The 18708-nt window shown below is 72.3% G+C and carries 18 protein-coding genes; 14 read left to right on the top strand and 4 right to left on the bottom strand.

Annotated features, from left to right (window positions below; genetic code table 11):
* Positions 1–13: 13 nt before the first annotated feature.
* The 3 genes from OTB16_RS17165 to fbaA all read left to right on the top strand — a co-directional run bounded on the left by OTB16_RS17165 (position 14) and on the right by fbaA (position 2696).
* Positions 14–799: an aldose epimerase family protein gene (locus OTB16_RS17165; RefSeq protein WP_267721097.1), complete on the top strand. Its 786-nt coding sequence runs from the start codon at positions 14–16 to the stop codon at positions 797–799.
* Between the two features lie 30 nt (positions 800–829).
* The gene (gene pyrE, locus OTB16_RS17170) at positions 830–1369 is read left to right on the top strand and encodes an orotate phosphoribosyltransferase (RefSeq protein WP_267721098.1); all 540 of its coding nucleotides are present in this window, start codon (positions 830–832) and stop codon (positions 1367–1369) included.
* 304 nt (positions 1370–1673) lie between these two features.
* The gene (fbaA, locus tag OTB16_RS17175; RefSeq protein WP_267721099.1) at positions 1674–2696 is read left to right on the top strand and encodes a class II fructose-bisphosphate aldolase; all 1023 of its coding nucleotides are present in this window, start codon (positions 1674–1676) and stop codon (positions 2694–2696) included.
* A 190-nt stretch (positions 2697–2886) separates the two neighbouring features.
* Here fbaA and OTB16_RS17180 read toward each other — a convergent pair whose 3' ends face one another.
* Positions 2887–3882: a ScbA/BarX family gamma-butyrolactone biosynthesis protein gene (locus tag OTB16_RS17180; protein ID WP_267721100.1), complete on the bottom strand. Its 996-nt coding sequence runs from the start codon at positions 3880–3882 to the stop codon at positions 2887–2889.
* A 377-nt stretch (positions 3883–4259) separates the two neighbouring features.
* On the opposite strand from OTB16_RS17180, the gene OTB16_RS17185 reads away from it, so the two are divergent.
* From OTB16_RS17185 to OTB16_RS17200, 4 genes are all read left to right on the top strand, one after another.
* Positions 4260–5006, top strand: a complete 747-nt coding sequence (locus OTB16_RS17185) for an HAD family hydrolase (RefSeq protein ID WP_267721101.1) — start codon at positions 4260–4262, stop codon at positions 5004–5006.
* A gap of 51 nt (positions 5007–5057) precedes the next feature.
* Positions 5058–5849 (top strand): glucose 1-dehydrogenase, encoded by a 792-nt coding sequence (locus tag OTB16_RS17190; RefSeq protein ID WP_267721102.1) that lies wholly within the window; start codon positions 5058–5060, stop codon positions 5847–5849.
* Between the two features lie 142 nt (positions 5850–5991).
* On the top strand, positions 5992–6762 hold the full coding sequence (locus tag OTB16_RS17195) for a ScbR family autoregulator-binding transcription factor (RefSeq protein ID WP_267721103.1): 771 nt from the start codon (positions 5992–5994) through the stop codon (positions 6760–6762).
* A gap of 285 nt (positions 6763–7047) precedes the next feature.
* Positions 7048–7833 (top strand): AfsR/SARP family transcriptional regulator, encoded by a 786-nt coding sequence (locus OTB16_RS17200; RefSeq protein WP_267721104.1) that lies wholly within the window; start codon positions 7048–7050, stop codon positions 7831–7833.
* Positions 7834–7920: 87 nt separating this feature from the next.
* Here OTB16_RS17200 and OTB16_RS17205 read toward each other — a convergent pair whose 3' ends face one another.
* Positions 7921–8328 (bottom strand): RidA family protein, encoded by a 408-nt coding sequence (locus OTB16_RS17205; protein ID WP_267721105.1) that lies wholly within the window; start codon positions 8326–8328, stop codon positions 7921–7923.
* A gap of 101 nt (positions 8329–8429) precedes the next feature.
* Between OTB16_RS17205 and OTB16_RS17210 the strand changes: the two genes are divergently transcribed.
* The 5 genes from OTB16_RS17210 (at position 8430) to OTB16_RS17230 (ending at position 12968) form a co-directional block, all read left to right on the top strand.
* On the top strand, positions 8430–8810 hold the full coding sequence (locus tag OTB16_RS17210; protein WP_267721106.1) for a winged helix-turn-helix transcriptional regulator: 381 nt from the start codon (positions 8430–8432) through the stop codon (positions 8808–8810).
* Positions 8811–9144: 334 nt separating this feature from the next.
* The gene (locus tag OTB16_RS17215; RefSeq protein WP_267721107.1) at positions 9145–9558 is read left to right on the top strand and encodes a DUF3151 domain-containing protein; all 414 of its coding nucleotides are present in this window, start codon (positions 9145–9147) and stop codon (positions 9556–9558) included.
* Between the two features lie 238 nt (positions 9559–9796).
* Positions 9797–10642 carry a tryptophan 2,3-dioxygenase family protein gene (locus OTB16_RS17220; protein ID WP_267721108.1) on the top strand — a complete coding sequence of 282 codons (846 nt, stop codon included), beginning with the start codon at positions 9797–9799 and terminating at the stop codon, positions 10640–10642.
* Positions 10635–11918 carry a kynureninase gene (gene kynU, locus OTB16_RS17225; protein ID WP_267721109.1) on the top strand — a complete coding sequence of 428 codons (1284 nt, stop codon included), beginning with the start codon at positions 10635–10637 and terminating at the stop codon, positions 11916–11918. Before OTB16_RS17220 ends, kynU begins: the two co-directional genes overlap by 8 nt.
* Before the next feature lie 171 nt (positions 11919–12089).
* A complete protein-coding gene (locus OTB16_RS17230; RefSeq protein WP_267721111.1) occupies positions 12090–12968 on the top strand; it encodes an alpha/beta hydrolase family protein in 879 nt (292 codons plus the stop codon).
* Here the strand turns inward: OTB16_RS17230 and OTB16_RS17235 are convergent.
* The gene (locus OTB16_RS17235) at positions 12893–13369 is read right to left on the bottom strand and encodes a hypothetical protein (RefSeq protein WP_267721112.1); all 477 of its coding nucleotides are present in this window, start codon (positions 13367–13369) and stop codon (positions 12893–12895) included. The two genes, OTB16_RS17230 and OTB16_RS17235, sit on opposite strands and share 76 nt — an antisense overlap.
* A gap of 125 nt (positions 13370–13494) precedes the next feature.
* Here OTB16_RS17235 and OTB16_RS17240 point away from each other — a divergent pair, with 125 nt between their 5' ends.
* Both OTB16_RS17240 and OTB16_RS17245 read left to right on the top strand, forming a co-directional pair.
* A complete protein-coding gene (locus OTB16_RS17240) occupies positions 13495–14349 on the top strand; it encodes a helix-turn-helix domain-containing protein (RefSeq protein ID WP_267721229.1) in 855 nt (284 codons plus the stop codon).
* Entirely contained in the window at positions 14346–14597 is a 252-nt protein-coding gene (locus OTB16_RS17245) for a DUF397 domain-containing protein (RefSeq protein ID WP_267721114.1), read from the top strand. Before OTB16_RS17240 ends, OTB16_RS17245 begins: the two co-directional genes overlap by 4 nt.
* 75 nt (positions 14598–14672) lie before the next feature.
* Here the strand turns inward: OTB16_RS17245 and OTB16_RS17250 are convergent, their stop codons facing one another.
* A complete protein-coding gene (locus OTB16_RS17250) occupies positions 14673–18638 on the bottom strand; it encodes a hypothetical protein (protein WP_267721115.1) in 3966 nt (1321 codons plus the stop codon).
* Between the last annotated feature and the right edge of the window lie 70 nt (positions 18639–18708).

The following is an 18708-nucleotide window of genomic DNA, read 5'->3' on the forward strand; positions in this document are numbered from 1 at the left end:
TAGGGTCGGCGGCATGAGTACGCAACTGAGCGCCGGTGGCGCCGAGGTGACCGTCGACCAGGAGAACGGCTGCCGGATCAGCAGCCTGCGCATCGACGGGACGGAACTGCTGCGCCAGGGCGCCCACTACGGAGCCTTCCCGATGGTCCCGTGGTGCGGGCGGACCGAGAACGGCCGGTTCCAGGACGGTGCGACCGTCCACCAGCTGCCGGTCAACCACCCGCCGCACGCCATCCACGGCTTCGGCCGCGACGCCGCCTGGCGCCGGGCCGGCGGCGGCCCCTCGGACGCCGTGTTCACGTACGACCTCGCCGACCCGTGGCCCTACCCCGGCCGCGTCACCCAGATCGTCGAGCTGTCCGAGAACGCGATGACCCTCACCCTGGGCATCGAGACCTACGGGGACTCCTTCCCGGCGCAGGCCGGCTGGCACCCGTGGTTCCGCCGCGACCTCGGGACCGGCGAGGACGTGCGCGTCGACTTCACCGCCGGCTGGCAGGAGGAGCGGGGCGAGGACCACCTTCCCACCGGCAACCGGATCGACCCGCTGCCCGGTCCGTGGGACGACTGCTTCGGGATGCCGGAGGGGGTCGACGTCACCCTCACCTGGCCCGGCGCGCTGGAGCTGAGGGTCACCAGCCGCGCCGAGTGGGTGGTCGTCTACGACGAGGAGGCCGAGGCCGTCTGCGTGGAGCCGCAGTCCGGCCCGCCGAACGGGCTGAACAGCCTGCCCCGCCTGGTCACCCCCGTGGACCCGCTGGAAATCTCCACCACGTGGGCCTGGCGGCGGCTCGGCTGACGCCGGAGGGGGCCGTCTAAGCTCAGGGCCATGACTGACGTACACGATGCGCTTCTGCAGCAGATCAAGGACAAGGCCGTCGTGCACGGCAAGGTGACGCTCTCCTCCGGCCGTGAGGCCGACTACTACATCGACCTCCGCCGGATCACCCTCGACGGCGAGGCGGCCCCGATGGTCGGTCAGGTCATGCTCGACCTGACCGCCGAGCTGGACTTCGACTGCGTCGGCGGCCTGACCCTGGGCGCCGACCCGGTCGCGACCTCGATGCTGCACGCCTCCGCCGCGCGCGGCGGGCGCCTGGACGCCTTCGTCGTCCGCAAGGCGCAGAAGGCGCACGGCATGCAGCGCCGCATCGAGGGCACCGACGTGAAGGGCAAGCGCTGCCTGGTCGTCGAGGACACCTCGACGACCGGGGGCTCCCCGCTGACCGCCGTCGAGGCGGTCCGCGAGGCCGGAGGCGAGGTCGTCGCCGTCGCCACGATCGTCGACCGCGGGGCGGCCGACGCCATCGCGGCCGCGGGCCTGCCGTACCTCACCGGCTACCGCCTCGGAGACCTTGGCCTTTCCTAGCGCACCGGGTGCCGGACCGCCCCGGGCTGGCCCGGACCGCCCCGGACCGTATGGTTCCGGCCTGCGGGACCGCGGTCACACCTGGTGACGAAGGTCCCCGGAAGTTCCTGAGCAGTCTCTGACCTGCTGTTTTGTGTGTCGCCGGGGTGTTTCACGTGAAACACCCCGGCACGTTCTGACCGCCTCGTGCGACCGGCGGGGTGGAGTGTCGCGCGGAGTCTGGAAAGATAGGCGCGACGATGACGTCGCCCCCAGGTCAGGGCCCGCAATAAGCACACTCCCCGCACATCCAAGGAGCGGACAGATGCCCATCGCAACCCCCGAGGTCTACAACGAGATGCTCGACCGGGCGAAGGCAGGCAAGTTCGCCTACCCGGCCATCAACGTGACCTCCTCCCAGACCCTGCACGCCGCACTGCGCGGCTTCGCGGAGGCCGAGAGCGACGGCATCATCCAGATCTCCACCGGTGGTGCGGAGTTCCTGGGTGGCCAGTACAACAAGGACATGGTCACGGGCGCCGTCGCCCTGGCGGAGTTCGCGCACATCGTGGCCGCGAAGTACGACATCACGGTCGGGCTGCACACGGACCACTGCCCCAAGGACAAGCTGGACGGCTACGTGCGTCCGCTGATCGAGGTCTCCGCCGAGCGCGTGGCCCGCGGTCTGAACCCGCTCTTCCAGTCGCACATGTGGGACGGCTCCGCCGAGACCCTGGCCGACAACCTGGCCATCGGCCAGGAGCTGCTCGCCAAGGCCGCCGCCGCGAAGATCATCCTCGAGGTCGAGATCACCCCGACCGGCGGCGAGGAGGACGGCGTCAGCCACGAGATCAACGACGAGCTGTACACCACCGTCGACGACGCGCTCCGCACCGCCGAGGCCCTGGGTCTGGGCGAGAAGGGCCGCTACCTGCTGGCCGCCTCGTTCGGCAACGTGCACGGCGTCTACAAGCCGGGCAACGTCGTCCTGCGTCCGGAGCTCCTCAAGGACCTCCAGGCCGGCGTCGGCGAGAAGTACGGCAAGTCCTCGCCGTTCGACTTCGTCTTCCACGGCGGTTCGGGCTCCACGGCCGAGGAGATCGCCACCGCGCTGGAGAACGGCGTCGTGAAGATGAACCTCGACACCGACACCCAGTACGCCTTCACCCGCCCGGTCGTGGACCACATGTTCCGCAACTACGACGCGGTGCTGAAGGTCGACGGCGAGGTCGGCACGAAGTCCAAGTACGACCCCCGCACCTGGGGCAAGTCCGCCGAGGCGGGCATGGCCGCGCGCGTCACCGAGGCGTGCGCGAACCTGCGCTCCACCGGTACCCGGCTGAAGTAGCGGTACCGCTCCACCAGGCAGACCGCTTCACCAGGCAGGACGTACCAAGGGTCTGCCGGTCCCCCCGGACCGGCAGACCCTTGGGTCGTTGACGGGGCGCGGCCGCGCGGCGCGTCCGCCGCGCCGGCCGGGCCGCCCCGTCCGCTCGTGCGCACCGCCGGGGCGCCGGCCCCGTCGGCGCGCCGGTCCGTCAGCGCATCGGCGGGACGGCGTCGACCGGCTCGGTGCCCACCAGGGCGTCGAAGACCTGCTCGCCGTCCTGGATGCCCGTCACCCGGACCGACCGGGTGTCGGCGTCGCCCAGTCCGGTCGGGGCGGGCTCCGCGTGGATCCACAGGGGGCTGCCGAACTCGGCGTAGCGCTGGTAGCTGCTGATGACGGAGACGGGCAGTACGTCGCCCCCGCCGCCGAGGACCACCGCGGCCTGCCGGGCGGCCTCCAGGAGGACCATGCCGGGCAGGTGGTCGCCGACGTGGTCGAAGAGCACCGGGTGGCGGGTGTCGTAGCGCAGCCGCCACACCCCCGGGCGGGTGCCGTCGGCGAGCACCACGTCGAACGGCGAGAGCCGGCCGACGGCGGCGGGCAGGACCGGGGCCGGCGGGAGCGAGGCCACGGGCTCCTTGGCCAGTTGCTCGGCGCGCAGCCGCCGGTAGACGGCCGGCGAGGTGACGGTGTAGCCGACGCGGCCCGTCGCGACGACGCGGCCGTGCTGACGGATCACCACCTCGTAGCAGAGCGCGGTGAGCCGGTTGCCGCGGCGGCGTATCTCGGGGCAGGTGACCGTCAGGTCGAGGTCGGCCGGGGCCCTGCCGGTCACGAGGTTCTCGGGAACGGTGCCGTACTCCAGGGACCAGAGCAGGAACTGGTGTCCGAGCGGTACGCCGAAGGCCTCGTGGGCGAGGTACGAGCCGACCTGTCGGATGGTCTCGGCGATCAGCATCGGGTCGTAGTGCGTGCCCCCGATGGGGGTGAAGAAGCAGTGCCCGCGCGGCCACTGGGCGGTGATGTGGAAGAGGTTCTCCGCGGGGCGGCACATGCCGGTCAGGAAGACCTCGGCGAAGGCCGCACGGTGGACCAGCGCCCTTGGAACCGTGGTCGCCCGGCCGTCGTCCGAGCTGGCCGGGCAGACACAGCTCGCGGTCGAGGCTGAGGTGGTGAAGTCCATCGGTTCCAGAGTCGTGATCATGAAGTCCCTCGTCATCATGGCCGGATACAACAAACTTCCACTGCCAACAAAGTACGTACTTCAGGGTTTGATTACCTCTCAGATAATTACCTGAGGAACCCCCGCCCGTCCGTACAGAGTGACGCAGGCCACAGCGCGGTCGGTTGCGAGGTTGGCTGAATTGTGGAGATTGCCCAGGTCAGGTCTGGTTTCTGATGTGGTCTACGCCATAGAATCCGGGAACTGGCGGACCGTACGGCGGAACCGACATCCGGTATCTTTCTCAACGCGCGGCAGTCCGCGTACTGGTAGGTATTTTTCGGGGGGCCCGCCAGGCGCACGGGCCGCATCTGCCCGAAAACAGTCCGTGCCGGCCTCCCCCGCACGATCGGAGCGCCATGCAGCCCCTGCGGAAACTGCGGCTCGCCGCCCTGAACATCGACGGCGTCCTCCTCAACGACACCTTCAGTCCGGTCATCCACGGTTTCGTCACGAGCCGCGGCGGGTCCTACGACGGCGAAGTGGAACGCGGGATCTTCTCCCAGCCCCGTGCGGTCGCGGCGCTGGCGATGGGCCGCGCGGCCGGAGTGGACTGGCCCGCGGACAAGGTGCTGGAGGTCTACTTCGAGGAGCGGGCCGCCCACCTGGAGCGGCATCCGCTGCACGTGCTGCCCGGGGTCGGGGAACTGCTGCACCGGCTGCGCCGGCTCGGGCTGCGGACCGTCTGCTACGGCGGTCTCGACAAGGGGCACTTCGACCACTACCTCGGCCACCTCGCGCACCTCTTCGACGGCCCCGGGTACGTCAGCACGGACTCCTTCCGTCCGGGGGTGCACGAGATCGCCGTCGACGCGTTCGGCCTCGACCACGCGCAGGCGCTCTTCGTGGACGACGTGGCGCGGGTCGCCGAGGCGGCGCTCGGCCTGGGGGCGTCGTTCATCGGGCACCCGAGTCCCTTCGAACACGGCTTCCAGGAGCAGCAGATGCGCGAGGCGGGCGTGCGCCACCTGGTCGGCTCGCTCGACGAGATCGACGAGGAGCTGCTGCGCGCGGTGGACGCGGAGGCGGCGGGCGCGGCGGACGCGGCGGGTGTCGCGGGCGCGGAGCACGGTGCACGGTGCGAGGACATATGGGTGAACCGGTGAACTGGTGAACTCACAGATGGGCGAACGGGCGACCGGGTGAAGGGGAGCGGCATGCAGGTGCAGGGACAGGGACAGGGACAGCGGCAGGGTCTGCTGGAGGGGAAGGTCGCGCTGATCACCGGGGCGAGCAGCGGCATCGGAGCCGCCGCCGCCCGGGTCTTCGCGCGGGAGGGCGCGAGCGTCGTCCTCGTCGCGCGGCGCGAGGAGCTGCTCCGGGATCTGGTCGCGGAGCTGGCGGAGCAGGGCGCGCAGGCGCGCTACGCGGTGGCGGACGTGACGGTACGCGCCGACGCCGAGGCGGCGGTGGCGCTGGCGGTCGAGTCCTTCGGCCGGCTCGACTGCGCCTTCAACAACGCCGGTTGGGGGACCGGACGTACGCCGCTGCACGAGATGGACGACGACCTGTACGAGCGGATCATGCGGGTCAACGTCGACGGGGTGTGGAACTTCCTGCGCCCGGAGATCGCGGCGATGCTGGAGACCGGCGGCGGGTCGATCGTCAACAACAGCAGCGTCGGTGGACTGCTGGCCACCCCGGTGGCGGCGCCGTACGTCGCGGCCAAGCACGCGGTCATCGGCCTCACCAAGGCGGCCGCGGCCGAGTACGCGGCCCGGGGCATCCGGGTCAACGCGGTGGCGCCGGGCACCACACGGACCGAGGTGGTCCAGGAGTGGTTCGCGGCGGTGCCCGGGATCGAGGCCCAGCTGCACGCCGGTACGCCCCAGCCGCGGACGGCGGAGCCGGCCGAGATCGCCGAGGCGGCCGCCTGGCTGTGCAGCGACAGGGCGTCGTTCGTCACAGGGGTCACGATGCCTGTGGACGGCGGCTTCGTCATGGTGTGAAACTGCACGCACAGGAACGTACCCGGGGGCATGTAAAGATACCGGGTGCTGGGGATGGCGGGTGAAGACGGTTCACCCGCTGGCTGCCGGGGGAACTCCGAGCGCAGCGGCATGACCGACGGGGGCAGGAGAGGCTCGGCACATGAGGACAGAACGACCCCAGGTCAAGCAGGACCGCGCGGTGCGAACCCGGCAGGCGATCCTCGAGGCGGCGGCGGTGGTGTTCGAGGAGCGCGGGTACGAGGCGGCGAAGCTCTCCGACATCGTCAACATCGCCCGGGTGACCAAGGGCGCGCTCTACTTCCACTTCGACTCCAAGGAGCACCTCGCGCAGGCGGTGATCGACGCCCAGGTGGCCTCGGCCCCGAACGCGGCGCCCCAGGAGTACAAGGTGCAGGAGTTCGTCGACATCGGGATGATCTTCTCGCACCGGCTGCGGCACGATTCGCTGATGCGGGCCAGCGCCCGGCTCACCCTCGACCAGACCACGCTGAGCCTGGACCAGGCCTCGCCGTACGCGGCGTGGATCGAGATGCACGTTTCCCTGATGACGCAGGCCAAGGCGCGCGGCGAGCTGATGCCGACGGTCGATCCGGTCGTTCCGTCGCGGCTGATCGTCGGGTCGTACGCGGGCCTCAACATGATGTCGCAGATGCTGGACCTGGACCTGGACGAGCAGGTGTCGGCGCTGTACACGCACGTGATGCCCAACGTCGTGGTGCCGTCGCTGGCGATCCGGCTGGACACGGCGCCGGGCCGGGGGGCGCGGGCGCTCTACGGCCCGCAGGGGACGCACCCCTGTGCGTACGGATGCGCCTCGGGAGTTCCCGTCCTCGCGACGGGGGGAGGGGAACCCGGCCCGCGGGCGACCGCGGAGGCCGGCTCCGGAGCCGGCTCCGGCTCCGGAGCCTGACGGGCCCGGCGGCGCGGGCCTGACGGCCTGCCGTGCGCGCCCGCGCCTGAGGGCCGGGCGGACGCCCCGGACGAGGGGACCCCGCGCGAGGGGGTGCTCCGTCCGGGGCGTCCGCATGTCCGGAGGTGGTTCGGGGCGGACTGCGGGTGGGTGTTCCACGGGCGGTTCAGGGGTGCTTCGGGTCCGGTGGGCGGAGCCGGGTTGCCAAAAAATCCTTCCGGGTATTATTTTTTACCGGAACGGCGTCGCCATCGCCGCCGCGTCCGGCCATCTCTGGGGGGAACTGTGGACATCGACGTACTCGGAGGGCTCCGCGTCACCGAGAACGGTGTGCCCGTCGTGGCGCCCACCCCGTCGGCCCGGCACGTCCTCGCCGTCCTCGCCGCCCACGCCAACCAGGTGGTTCCCGTGTCCGTACTGGCCGACGAGCTGGCCGGCCGGGTACCGCCCGAACACGCCCGGGCCGTGGCGCACTCCGCGGTGCGCGTCCTGCGCGACCGGCTGGCCGCAGCGCTGGACGCCGGTCCGCACGCGGTCCGCACCGCCGAAGACGTCCTGCCGTCGGTGCCCGGCGGGTATCTTCTCGACACCGGCGGCGGCCGCTGCGACCTCGACGAGTTCGAACGGGGCGCGGGCGCCGGCTACCGGGCCATGGCCCGGGGCGACTTCGACACCGCGGTCCGCCGGCTGCGCGGAGCGCTGGACCTGTGGACGGGCCCGGCCTTCGCGGGGGTCGAGGCGGGTCGCTGGCTGGGCGCCCGCATCGCGTTCCTGGAGGAGTCCCGGCTCGCCGTCCTCGGACAGTGGGTGGAGGCCGGTCTCGTCCTGGGCCGCCACCGTGAGCTGCACACCGAACTCTCGGCGCTCCTCGCCCGGCAGGGCGGCCGGGAGCAGCCGGACGATCCGTACCTGGCGGCCCTGCGCCGTTCCGGGCGGCGCGTCTGGTCGCTGCGCCACCTGCACTCCCTGGCCGCCGCGCTCGACGCGGACGGCGGCCGCAGCCCCGCGGCGGCCGTACGAGCCCTGCGCCGGGCCGTCCTGATGGGCCCGCCCGGCGCCCGGTGCGCCTGAGCCGCTGCCACTCGGGGCATCCGCCGCCGCTCGGCGCGACCGGGTACGGAGCCGTGCGACCGGGTTCCGCTCCGCGCGTCCGGGGGCTCAGTCGATGACCGCGGTGGCCTCGACCTCCACCAAGTGGTCGGGTACGTCCAGGGCCGCGACGCCGATCAGCGTGCCGGGCGGTACCGGGGTACCGCCCAGCCGCGCGGCCGCGCGGGCCACCCCCTCCAGGAAGAGGGGCATCTTGTCGGGGGTCCAGTCGACGACGTAGACGGTCAGCTTCGCCACGTCGTCGAAGGTGGCTCCGACACCGGCCAGGGCGGTGCCGATGTTGAGGTAGCACCGCTCGACCTGAGCCGCGAGGTCGCCCTCGCCGACCGTGGCGCCGTCGGCGTCCCAGGCGACCTGCCCGGCGATGAAGACCAGCTTCGAACCGGTCGCGATCGCCACCTGCCGGTACGGGCCGACTTCCGGTAGTCCCTCGGGGTTCACCAGGGTGATGGCCATGCTGCCCGCCTCCTCGTCGTGGTCACTTGTGGTTACTCAGGAACCGTAAGAGAGTGGCCGCTGACATGGAAGAACGCACTTCTTGGTGACGGGGGAACCTCATGGTGACCAAGCAGTTCAGCGGCTCGCCGGACGACGCGGACCTGACGCGCGCGGACTCCCTGGCGCGGGAGATCTTCTCGGACGTCGCCAACAAATGGGCGTTCCTGATCATCGATGCGCTGGGTGAGCGGACGCTGCGCTTCAGCGAGGTGCGCGACGAGATCGAGGGCATCAGCCACAAGATGCTGACCCAGAACCTGCGCATGCTGGAGCGCAACGGTCTGGCCGAGCGGAAGGTCCACCCCACCGTGCCGCCACGGGTCGAGTACACGCTCACCGAGCCGGGGCGCGCCCTGCGCGAGACCGTCCACCGGATGTGCGACTGGACCCACCGGTACCTCGGCCACATCGAGGCCGCACGGCGCGGCTTCGGCGCCTGAGGGGCCGAGGGCGAGGATGACGCCGTCGAGCCCGTCGAGCCCGTCGAGCCCGTCGAGCCCGTCGAGTTGGGTCCCGTCGTCCAGGCGGAGGACCCAGGGGCCGTCCGGAACGCCGTGGCCGCCGGGGGTGTTCCGCATCAGGTGCTCGAACGCGTCGCGCAGGCAGGCGCCGTGGAGGGCGGCCGCCGGGTGGCTCCCGGGGCGGAGTCGGCGGGCCTCGGCGAGGGTCCGCTCGCCGTACGCGGGGTGCCCGCCGCGGCCCGGCCTCCTGCCCGCCCCGCTGACCGACCCGGTCGGCGGTACGTCCCCGTACCCGTTCCGACAGACTGTGCGCATGTCCATTCACGAGAACCTCCTCGGGGGCCCCGCCCCCACCCACCTCCCCGACGAGCCGGGCCGCGAGGCCATCGCCGCCGGGACCCCCGCCGTCGAGGTGGCGGCCGCGCACCCCACCTCCTCGCTCGCCTGGGCGGTTCTGGCCGACGAGGCGTTCGCGGCCGGCCACACCGTCGAGTCGTACGCCTACGCCCGTACCGGCTACCACCGCGGCCTCGACGCCCTGCGCCGCTCCGGCTGGAAGGGCCACGGCCCGGTCCCGTGGGAGCACGAGCCGAACCGCGGCTTCCTGCGCGCCCTCGGCGCCCTGTCCCGCGCGGCCGGGGCGATCGGCGAGAAGGAGGAGTACGAGCGCTGCTCCACCTTCCTGCGCGACTCCTCCCCGACGGCGGCGGACGCCCTCGGCGCCTGAGCGTCCGACAGCGGGTCGGCGGCGCTCGGCCGCGGGCCGCGGCGGCCCGGCCCGCGGCGGGTCGTCGGCGGGGGCGGGTCGTCGGCGGGTGGCGCGGGACACGAGCGTGTGACCTGCGTCACTCCCCGCTGGAGCGCCGCCGCGAGCGCGTCCTATGATGCGGGCAGGGGACCGGGGCTCCACTCACCCAACGGAAGGAGCGGACCGCTACCCGGAAGCACGTGTCGAGGAGACAGCGATGTCGAACACCCTTGATGCCTCCGGAGCCGGTTCGGACACCCCGAACCTCGACTTCGACGGCACCACCCCGTACGAGGACTACGTCCAGGCGGACGTCCTCACCCACCTCCAGCACCTCCGCTCGGACGACCCCGGCGAGATGGTCTTCCTGGTCACCACCCAGGTCATGGAGCTGTGGTTCACGGTCATCGTCCACGAGTGGGAGACCGCCGCGAAGGCCGTCCGCGAGGACCGGCTGCCGGTCGCGATGGACGCGCTGAAACGATCCCTCCGCGAGCTGGAGGCCCTCAACGCCTCCTGGCGCCCGCTCGCCCAGCTCACCCCCGGCCAGTTCAACTCCTACCGCTCCGCCCTCGGCGAGGGCTCCGGCTTCCAGTCGGCGATGTACCGCCGGATGGAGTTCCTGCTCGGCGACAAGTCCGCCTCCATGCTGGTTCCGCACCGCGGCGCCCCGCGCGTCCACTCGGAGCTGGAGAAGGCCCTGCACGAGCCCAGCCTGTACGACGAGGTCCTGCGTCTCCTGGCCCGCCGCGGCCTGCCCGTCCCGTCCGCCGTCCTGGACCGCGACCTCTCGCAGCGCTACGAGCCCTCCACCGAGGTCGAGGCCGTCTGGACGGCCCTGTACGCCGACCCCGACGCCCAATCGGACCTGCACCGCCTCGGCGAGGTCCTCACGGACGTCGCCGAGCTGGTCTGGCGCTGGCGCAACGACCACCTGGTGGCGACCCGCCGCGCGATGGGCGCGAAGACCGGCACGGGCGGCTCCGCCGGGGTGGCCTGGCTGGAGAAGCGCGCGACGAAGAACGTCTTCCCGGAGCTGTGGACGGCGCGCAGCCATGTCTGAGCCGACGGCCCCCAAGGCCCCCGCCGCGGCCGCACCCGCTCCCGCACCCGCTCCCGCACCCGCACCCGCACCCGCTCCGGCCCCCCTCACGGGGGACCTGGCGGCGCGCGCCGCGCTGCTGGACACCGCCGACGAGCTGGGCAAGCTCCGCGACCGCTTCACCCTTCCCGACGGTCTCGTGTACCTGGACGGCAACTCCCTCGGAGCCCTGCCGTCCGGTGTGCCCGGCACCCTGGAGGACGTCGCCCGGCGGCAGTGGGGCGAGCTCCTCATCCGCTCCTGGGACGAATCCGACTGGTGGACCGCGCCCGAGCGGATCGGCGACAAGCTCGCCCCGCTCATCGGCGCGGCCCCCGGCCAGGTGGTGGTGGGCGACTCCACCAGCGTCAACCTCTTCAAGGCCCTCGTCGGCGCGGCCCGCCTCGCCGTCCCCGGCCGCACGACCATGCTGGTCGACGCCGCCACCTTCCCCACCGACGGCTACATAGCCGCCTCGGCGGCCCGGATGACCGGCCTGACCGTCACCCCGGTGGACCCCACGCACGCGGCGGAGGCGATGGACGCGGACACCGCCGTCGTCCTCCTCAACCACGTCGACTACCGCACCGGCAGGCTGCACGACCTCGGCGCGCTGACCGCGGCGGCCCGTGCCGCCGGGGCGGTCGTCGTCTGGGACCTGTGCCACTCCGCGGGCGCCCTGCCCGTCGGCCTCGACGCGCACGGCGCGGACCTCGCGGTCGGCTGTACGTACAAGTACCTCAACGGGGGCCCTGGTTCCCCCGCGTACCTCTACATCGCCGAGCGGCACCAGGAGGCCTTCGACTCCCCGCTCCCCGGCTGGACCGGGCACGCCGACCCCTTCGCCATGACCCCGGGCTACGTCCCGGCCGGCGGGGCGCGGCGCGGCCGGGTCGGCACCCCGGACATCCTGTCCATGCTGGCCCTGGAAGCGGCGCTCGACGTCTGGGACGGGGTCTCCGTCGAGGCGGTGCGGGCCAAGTCCCTCGCCCTGAGCGACTTCTTCCTCGAATGCGTGGCGGCGTACGTCCCGAGCGGCCGCGTCGAGTCGGTCACCCCGGTCCGGCACGCCCACCGCGGCAGCCAGGTGTCCCTGCGCGCCGAGAACGCCCGCGCGATCATGGCGGAGCTCATCTCCCGCGACGTCGTCGGGGACTTCCGCGCTCCCGACGTCCTGCGCTTCGGCTTCACCCCGCTCTACGTCGGATTCGCCGATGTCGAGCGTGCCGCGCGCACCTTGGGTCACATTTTCGGGTGACCCGGTAGCGAAACGTCACCTCACGCGGCGGGCGGGGCTACGGCTCCGCCCGCCGTCGTACATCCACGCCCCCGCACGGAAGGCGCCGTTCCAGACTGATACGGTCCCGCTCTGCCGGAACACCGGAACATCTGTCCCCGCTGCCCCACGCGTTACCGAGAGGTTGAGCCGATGACGGACCCCGCCGCAGTGGAACGGGACGCCGCCGAGGCCGCCTCGGCCTTCGCCCACCCGCCCGTCGCACCGGACACGACCGCCGCGTACGGGGACCACCCCGACCAGGTCGTCGACTTCTACGCCCCCCGCGGCGCGGCCCGTGGCCCCGTCCCGCTGGTGGTCCTGCTGCACGGCGGGGCCTGGCGGGCCCCGTACGACCGGCAGCACGTCACCCCCTTCGCGGGCTTCCTGGCCCGGCGCGGCCTCGCCGTGGCCAATGTCGAGTACCGGCGCGGCAGTCCGGTCCCGCACCAGAACGCCGACGGCCCCGTCGCGGGACGCTGGCCCGAGACCTTCGACGACGTCGCCGCCGCGCTGGACGCCCTCCCGGACCTGGCCGCGACCGCGCTCCCGGACGCCGACGTCCGCCGTACGGTCGTCACGGGCCACTCGGCCGGCGGCCACCTCGCGCTGTGGGCCGCGGCCCGGCACGTCCTGCCGCCGGGGTCGCCGTGGAGGCTGCCTTCCGCGCCGCTGCTGCGCGGCGTGGTGGCACTGGCCCCCATCGCGGACTTCGCGGTGGCGGAGGAGCTGGGCGTGTGCGGGGGCGCGAGCGCGCAACTGCTGGGCGGGCCGGCGTACTTCGCGGAGCGGCTGCCGTACGCGGACCCCTCGGCCCTGCTGCCGACCGGGATCGCCACGGCGGTGGTCCAGGGCCGGGACGACATCGTGGTCCCGGAGCGGGTGGCGGAGTCGTACGTGGCCGCGGCGGCCCGTGCGGGCGAGCTGGTCGGGCTGACGCTGCTGGACGGCGTCGGTCACTTCCCGCTGATCGACCCGGCGGCGGACGCGTGCGCGGTGGTCTTGGAGGAGATCTCGCAACTGGCCTGGTAGAGCCCGGCCGCGCGGTGCAGCAACAGGGCGTGCACGAGGCGGCCGCCGGCACGCGGGGGACACCGCCAGGCGAGCGGCCAGCAGCCGTCGAGTGCCGGGACGGGGACGTAGCTGCTGCGCAGCGGCCCGGAGGTCAGCCGGGTGAACCCCTCGGGCCACATCCGGTACGCGGCGCCGCCGACGGGGATCAGGAAGTAGGTCGGCCGCCGGCCGTTGCATTGTGTGACGATCGGCCCGGGGTCACCGCCTGTGAGCGTGACGAGGAGATCGGCGAGGCTCCGTCCGGGGTCACCGTCCACACGTACTGCGTCAAATAGCACTCCTGCCTTGCGCATTCCGATTCCGGCGGCCGGAATCCAGTCCGGCGTAGGGGAGTTGGGGGCGTCACTTTCAGTGTTCATGGGACGAGTCTGGAGCCCCCGGTCTACCGTTTTCCATGTCCCGGACTTGAGGGTTCAGAACTCTGGGATACGGCCGCTCCGCGGTTGAGACCGTTTGAGTTCGTTTGAGTTCGGGGGTGTTCACATTGCCCAAAGCGGGCGCGAGCAAGGACAAGGAACAGGACGAGGACGTCCGCCACGCGACGTCCTTCATCGCGGAGATCGCCCGCATGACCCGGCTGGAGAAGGGCCTGACCCAGGAGGAGCTGGGGGCGTTGATCCAGTACACCGCCTCGGCGGTCAGCGCCATGGAGACCGGGGTGCAGCCGCCCAGTGACCAGATGCTGGAGCGACTGGAGGCGGCCATCGGGGACGGGCGTGGAATCTTCGACGCGGCGCGCAAGTACGTCCTGATGGAGAAGTACCCCGTGCGCTTCCGGAACTTCTCGAAGTTGGAAGCCTCGGCGCACATGATCTCGTCCTACGAGACGTTGGTAGTGGACGGCCTCTTCCAGACGGGGCCGTACGCGCGGGCGCTGATCGGCGGGGGATACCCGCCCCTCCCCAGTGCCAAGGTGGACGAACTGGTCGAGGCCCGGTTGGCCCGGCGGGCGCTCTTCGACCGCGACCCGATGGCGATGATCGAGCTGATCGTCGAGGAGGCCGTCCTGCGCCGGCCCTTCGGGGACTGGGAGGTCATGCGCGGGCAACTGGCATCGCTTGCGGACGACGCTCGGCGCGACAACGTGACCGTCCAGGTACTGCCCCAGGACCGAGGTCTGAAAGGCAGCTACGCGGGTGACCGAGGTCCGATGAAACTGGTGGAGACCGAGGACCACGAGCACGTGGTCTACCTGGAGATCGAGGACGAGAGCGTCCTAGTCAGCAATCGGGCGAAGGCGTCCAGGCTGTTCCAGCGGTATGCGAAGATCCGCGCACAGGCACTGAGCCCCGATGAATCCCTGGGTCTCATCGAGCGGTTGGCGGGAGAACGGATATGAGCACCAGCACCTTGCAGTGGTGCAAGTCGAGCTACAGCGACGGTGGCGGCGGCAACTGCATCGAGGTGGCCTACGCCTGGCGGAAGTCGAGCTACAGCGATAGCGGCGGCGGAAACTGCGTCGAGGTGGCGGACTGTGGGGACGGCTGCGCCGTCCACGTTCGGGACTCCAAGAACCCCGGGCCCACGCTCCGCCTGGCCGGCGGGGCCTGGGCCGTGTTCGCCGGGTGGGCGGCGGCGCGGCCGTAGAGGCGGCGGGGGAACGCGGAGGGGCCCGTCCGATCTGGCGACCGGACGGGCCCCTCGTACGCACACCCCGGGGGATCAGCCCGTGAAGTAGCCGCTCAGGTCGGCGATCACGTCCACGCTGCCCGAGTGGTTGTAGAACGTCACCTTGCCGTCCACCACCGGGACCACGACCAGGTTGGAGACGGTCTGGCCGGCGGTGAAGTTGAGGTTCGACACGTTGGGGCGCGTCACCCCGTACGGGTGGACGATGAGGTGTCCCGCCGTCGTCGGGTTGGTCACCGTGACGTTCAGGATGACCGCGGTCACCCCGTCCGCCGGCACTCCCTCTACCCCGGCCACCCGGAGGCTGACGGCCCCGCCCTGGCCCACGGCCCCGGCGCGGGCGCCGGTGCCGTCGCGGGTGTCCAGGAGGCGTACCGGATTGCCCGACGAGTACGTCGAGCCCGTCGCGGAGTAGTAGCCGGTGACGTCGGCGATGAGGTCGACGGAACCGGCGTTGTTGCGCAGGTCCACCTTGCCGTTCACCACCGGCACGATCACCAGGTTCGGGACGATCTGGCCGGCGGTGAAGTTGAGGTTCGACACCCCCGGAACGGTCTGGCCGTTCGGGTAGACCGTGACGTGGCCCGCGGTGGTCGGCTCGACGGCCGTCACGTTCATGACGACGGCGGTGACCCCGCTGGCCGGGACGCCCTTGACGCCCGTGACCTGGAGGCTGACGATGCCGCCGGGACCGACCCGCTGCTGCTTCGCGCCGGTGCCGTCACGCGTGTCCAGGAACCGGGACGGGGTGATCGTCTTGTACGCGGAGCCGGTGTCGGCCTTGTCGGTGTAGTAGCCGGTGACGTCGGCGATGAGGTCGACGGAACCGGCGTTGTTGCGCAGGTCCACCTTCCCGTTCACGACCGACACCGTCACCAGGTTCGGGACGATCTGGCCGGCGGCGAAGTTGAGGTTGGACACCCCGGGGACGGGCCGGCCGTTCGGGTAGACCTTGACGTGGCCGGCGTGCGTCGGGTCGACGGCCGTCACGTTCATGACGACCGCGGTGACGCCGGTGGCCGGGACGCCCTTGAGGCCCGCGACCTGGAGGGTGACCACGCCGCCGGGACCGACCCGCTGCTTGGTCGCGCCGGTGCCGTCACGCGTGTCCAGGAACCGGGCCGGAGTGAGCGGCACGAAGCGGGACTTCCCCGTGGTGGGGGCGGCCGTGACCGTGTACGCGTTCGGGAGGTAGCCCGGGGAGGGCACTCCGCTCGTGTAGCCGACGCCCTCGCGGACGAGGTCGTACACGCCCGCGTCCAGGCCGACCGCGTCGACCTGGACGGTGAGCGCGGTGCCCGCCGGGTTCACGGAGACCGGGGTGAGGGCCCGCTCGACGCCGTTGCCGCGGACCAGCCGCAGCTTGGTGCCGAGGGTGAGCCCGGTGCCGCTGACGACGGCCTGCGACTTCGTGCCGGTGGCGCTGGCCGAGGGGCTGATGCCCGTCGGGATCTGGTTCTGCGGGGGAGTGCAACCGCGGTCGCAGACGCCCTGCATGGAGAACTCGACGGGGGTCGTCGCCTTGCGGGGGCTGACCAGCAGGACCGCCTGGCCGGCGGGTGCGTCGCTGCCGGTGCCGCAGCGCGTGGCGAACTGGCCCATCGTGCCGAGGCAGGTGTACTGGCGGATCTGGGCGCTCCACTCGGAGGCGCTGAGCAGGTCCGTCCAGGGGTGCTCGCCGTTGGTGGCGCTGCTGGTGCCGTAGACGTTGAAGGACTGTCCGGGCTTCATGTCGAGCACGGCGCAGTAGGCGGTCGAGGTTTCGGAGAGCACCGCGCCGCGGACCGGGAATCCTTCGGGGGAGACCTGGTTGGCCGTGCACTCGGGGGCCCAGCCGGCCGCCGTGGCGACCTTCCAGGTGTCCACGTTCGAGTGGATCGGCTTGTCCTCGTACCCGGTGGCGGTCACCACCGCGACGTACGAGGTCGAGCCGGTCACCTGGCAGGACACGCCGTGCTGCCAGCAGGCGATCCTGCCGCTGGGGTCCACGACGACCAGCGTCGTGGTGGGCTCGTACCGCGATCCGAGGGTCCGCGAGCTGAACCACAGCTTGTCGGTGGCGGCCGCGGTGACCTTGACGCAGCGGGCGTCGAGGGCCGAGGTCAGGTCGAAGGGGGTGGACGGGCCGCCCACCTTCGTCGAGGCCGGGGTGGTGCAGTTCGCCGCCGGAGAGACGTCGCGGCGCACCAGGGTGTACGAGTCCTCGCCGCCCCAGCCGACCAGCAGGGCCGTGTACGGGACGCCCGCGGTCAGCGCGCACGACGTGGTGGTGCTGGAGTAGCCCGTCGCGCACGCCTCGTTGCCCGCCGGGTCGACGACCCGGACCGTGGCGTTCAGTTTGTTCTGGAGGTTCGTGTAGTCGAGCATCTCGGCGGCCGAGTGCTTGTCGGCGGGCAGGCTCAGGCAGGCCTGCCGGACGTCCGCCGGCAGCTGGACCTGCGCGCCCGACGAGGCGCCGAAGGAGGTCTGCGGCCACGGCGTGCAGCCCGCGGCCTCACCGGTGCGGTGGACGACCAGCCCGAACGCGCCGGGGTCACCCGTCAGCACCACGCGGAAGGGCGCGGTGCCGGTCAGCTTGCAGATGCTCTCCGGGGAACCGTCGCACTGCAAGGCGCCCGTCGCGTCGTAGACCTTCGGGGACGCGTAGGTGCCGTCGGCGGGCGGCCGGTTGAGCAGGTAGACGCCCTTGCCGGTGGCGGTCGGCAGGGTCAGGCAGTGCAGCTGCCCGGGACCGGCGAAAGTGCCGGCGACCGCGCCGGCCACCAGGCCGTTGTCGTGGGTCGCGGTGCAGCCCCGGGTCTCCTTGGGGGAGTGGAAGGCGATGCCGAACGCGCCGGCGTCGGTGTTCCGCGGGTCGACCACCCAGGTGTGGTCACCGGGGGTCAGGTCGCAGGCGCCCTCGGAGCAGCCGGTGGCGGGAGCCCCGGCGGCCGTGAAGAGGGTGCCGTACGGCACGGATCCGGCGGAGACCGGGGTGACGGAGTACCGGGCGGCCGCCGGAACGCGCAGCACGCGGCAGCGGGCGGTGGACCCCAGGTCCGGGGAGGCCCCGTACGCCTGGGGCTCGATCACCGGGCAGCCCTCGGGCTTCGAGAGCCGGGCCGCGGTGAAGTCGTAGGCCTCGGCGGCTCCGCCGCTCTGCAGGACCGACACGCGGAACGGCGCGGTGCCCGCGAGCTTGCAGTCGAGCGCGTCGCCCTCGCGGTTCAGGGAGGAGCAGAGCTCCTTGCCCGTCGCGTCGTAGACGGAGTGCAGGACGCGGTACGAGGTGGCGTAGGTCCGCAGCACGTCGTTCGCGGCCAGCGCCGGGGCGTAGCAGTCGCCGGCCGAGCCGACGGCCAGCGATCCCTTGAACACGGTCGGGGCGCCGAGCTTGCGGTCGGCGGGGCCGACCGGCTTGCAGACGGTGGTGGACAGCAGCGGGGCGTACGCGACCGAGGCGCCGGTCTCCGTACCGCTGTTGTTCAGGAGCGACAGCCGGTACGTGCCCGCCCCGGTGGTGGGACAGCGCAGCGCCCCGTCGGCGCTGCCGCTGCCGCGGACGTTTTCGCAGGTGACGGCGGAGCCGTCCGGCGCCGTGAGCCGGGGCCACAGCGACCCCTGCGCGGCGACGGCCTGGATCAGGACCAGGTCCTTCTGCTGCGGCAGGGTCAGCGTGAACTCGGTCGTCGTGCTCGCCGGGACGGTGCAGTTCACGACCGTGTGCGGCGTCAGGGCCGGCGGGCAGGCGCCCGCCGGGTCGCTCGCGCGCAGCGCGCGTACGGCCGCCGCGTGGTCGGCCTTCGGGTCCGGCTTCGGGTCCGGCTTGGGCGCCGCCCCGGGGCCGGTGGGTGCCTGCGGCGCGGTGGCCGCGGCCGCGGCCACCGCGGTGTCGGTGCTGGCAGGCGGTGACGGGGCCGCGAGGGCGGACCCGGTCTGGCCGGCGGACGAGGCCAGGACCGCCAGCAGCAGGGCGCCCGAGGCGACCGCGGTGCGGCTTCTCCCCCGTCTGCTGGACATTCTTCTGCCCAGTGGCAGCAAGCTCATGAACCCCCCAGTTCAAGCAGGCCCGCGCTCCGTGATCTGTACA

The organism is Streptomyces antarcticus, assembly GCF_026627255.1.
Lineage (GTDB): Bacteria > Actinomycetota > Actinomycetes > Streptomycetales > Streptomycetaceae > Streptomyces > Streptomyces antarcticus.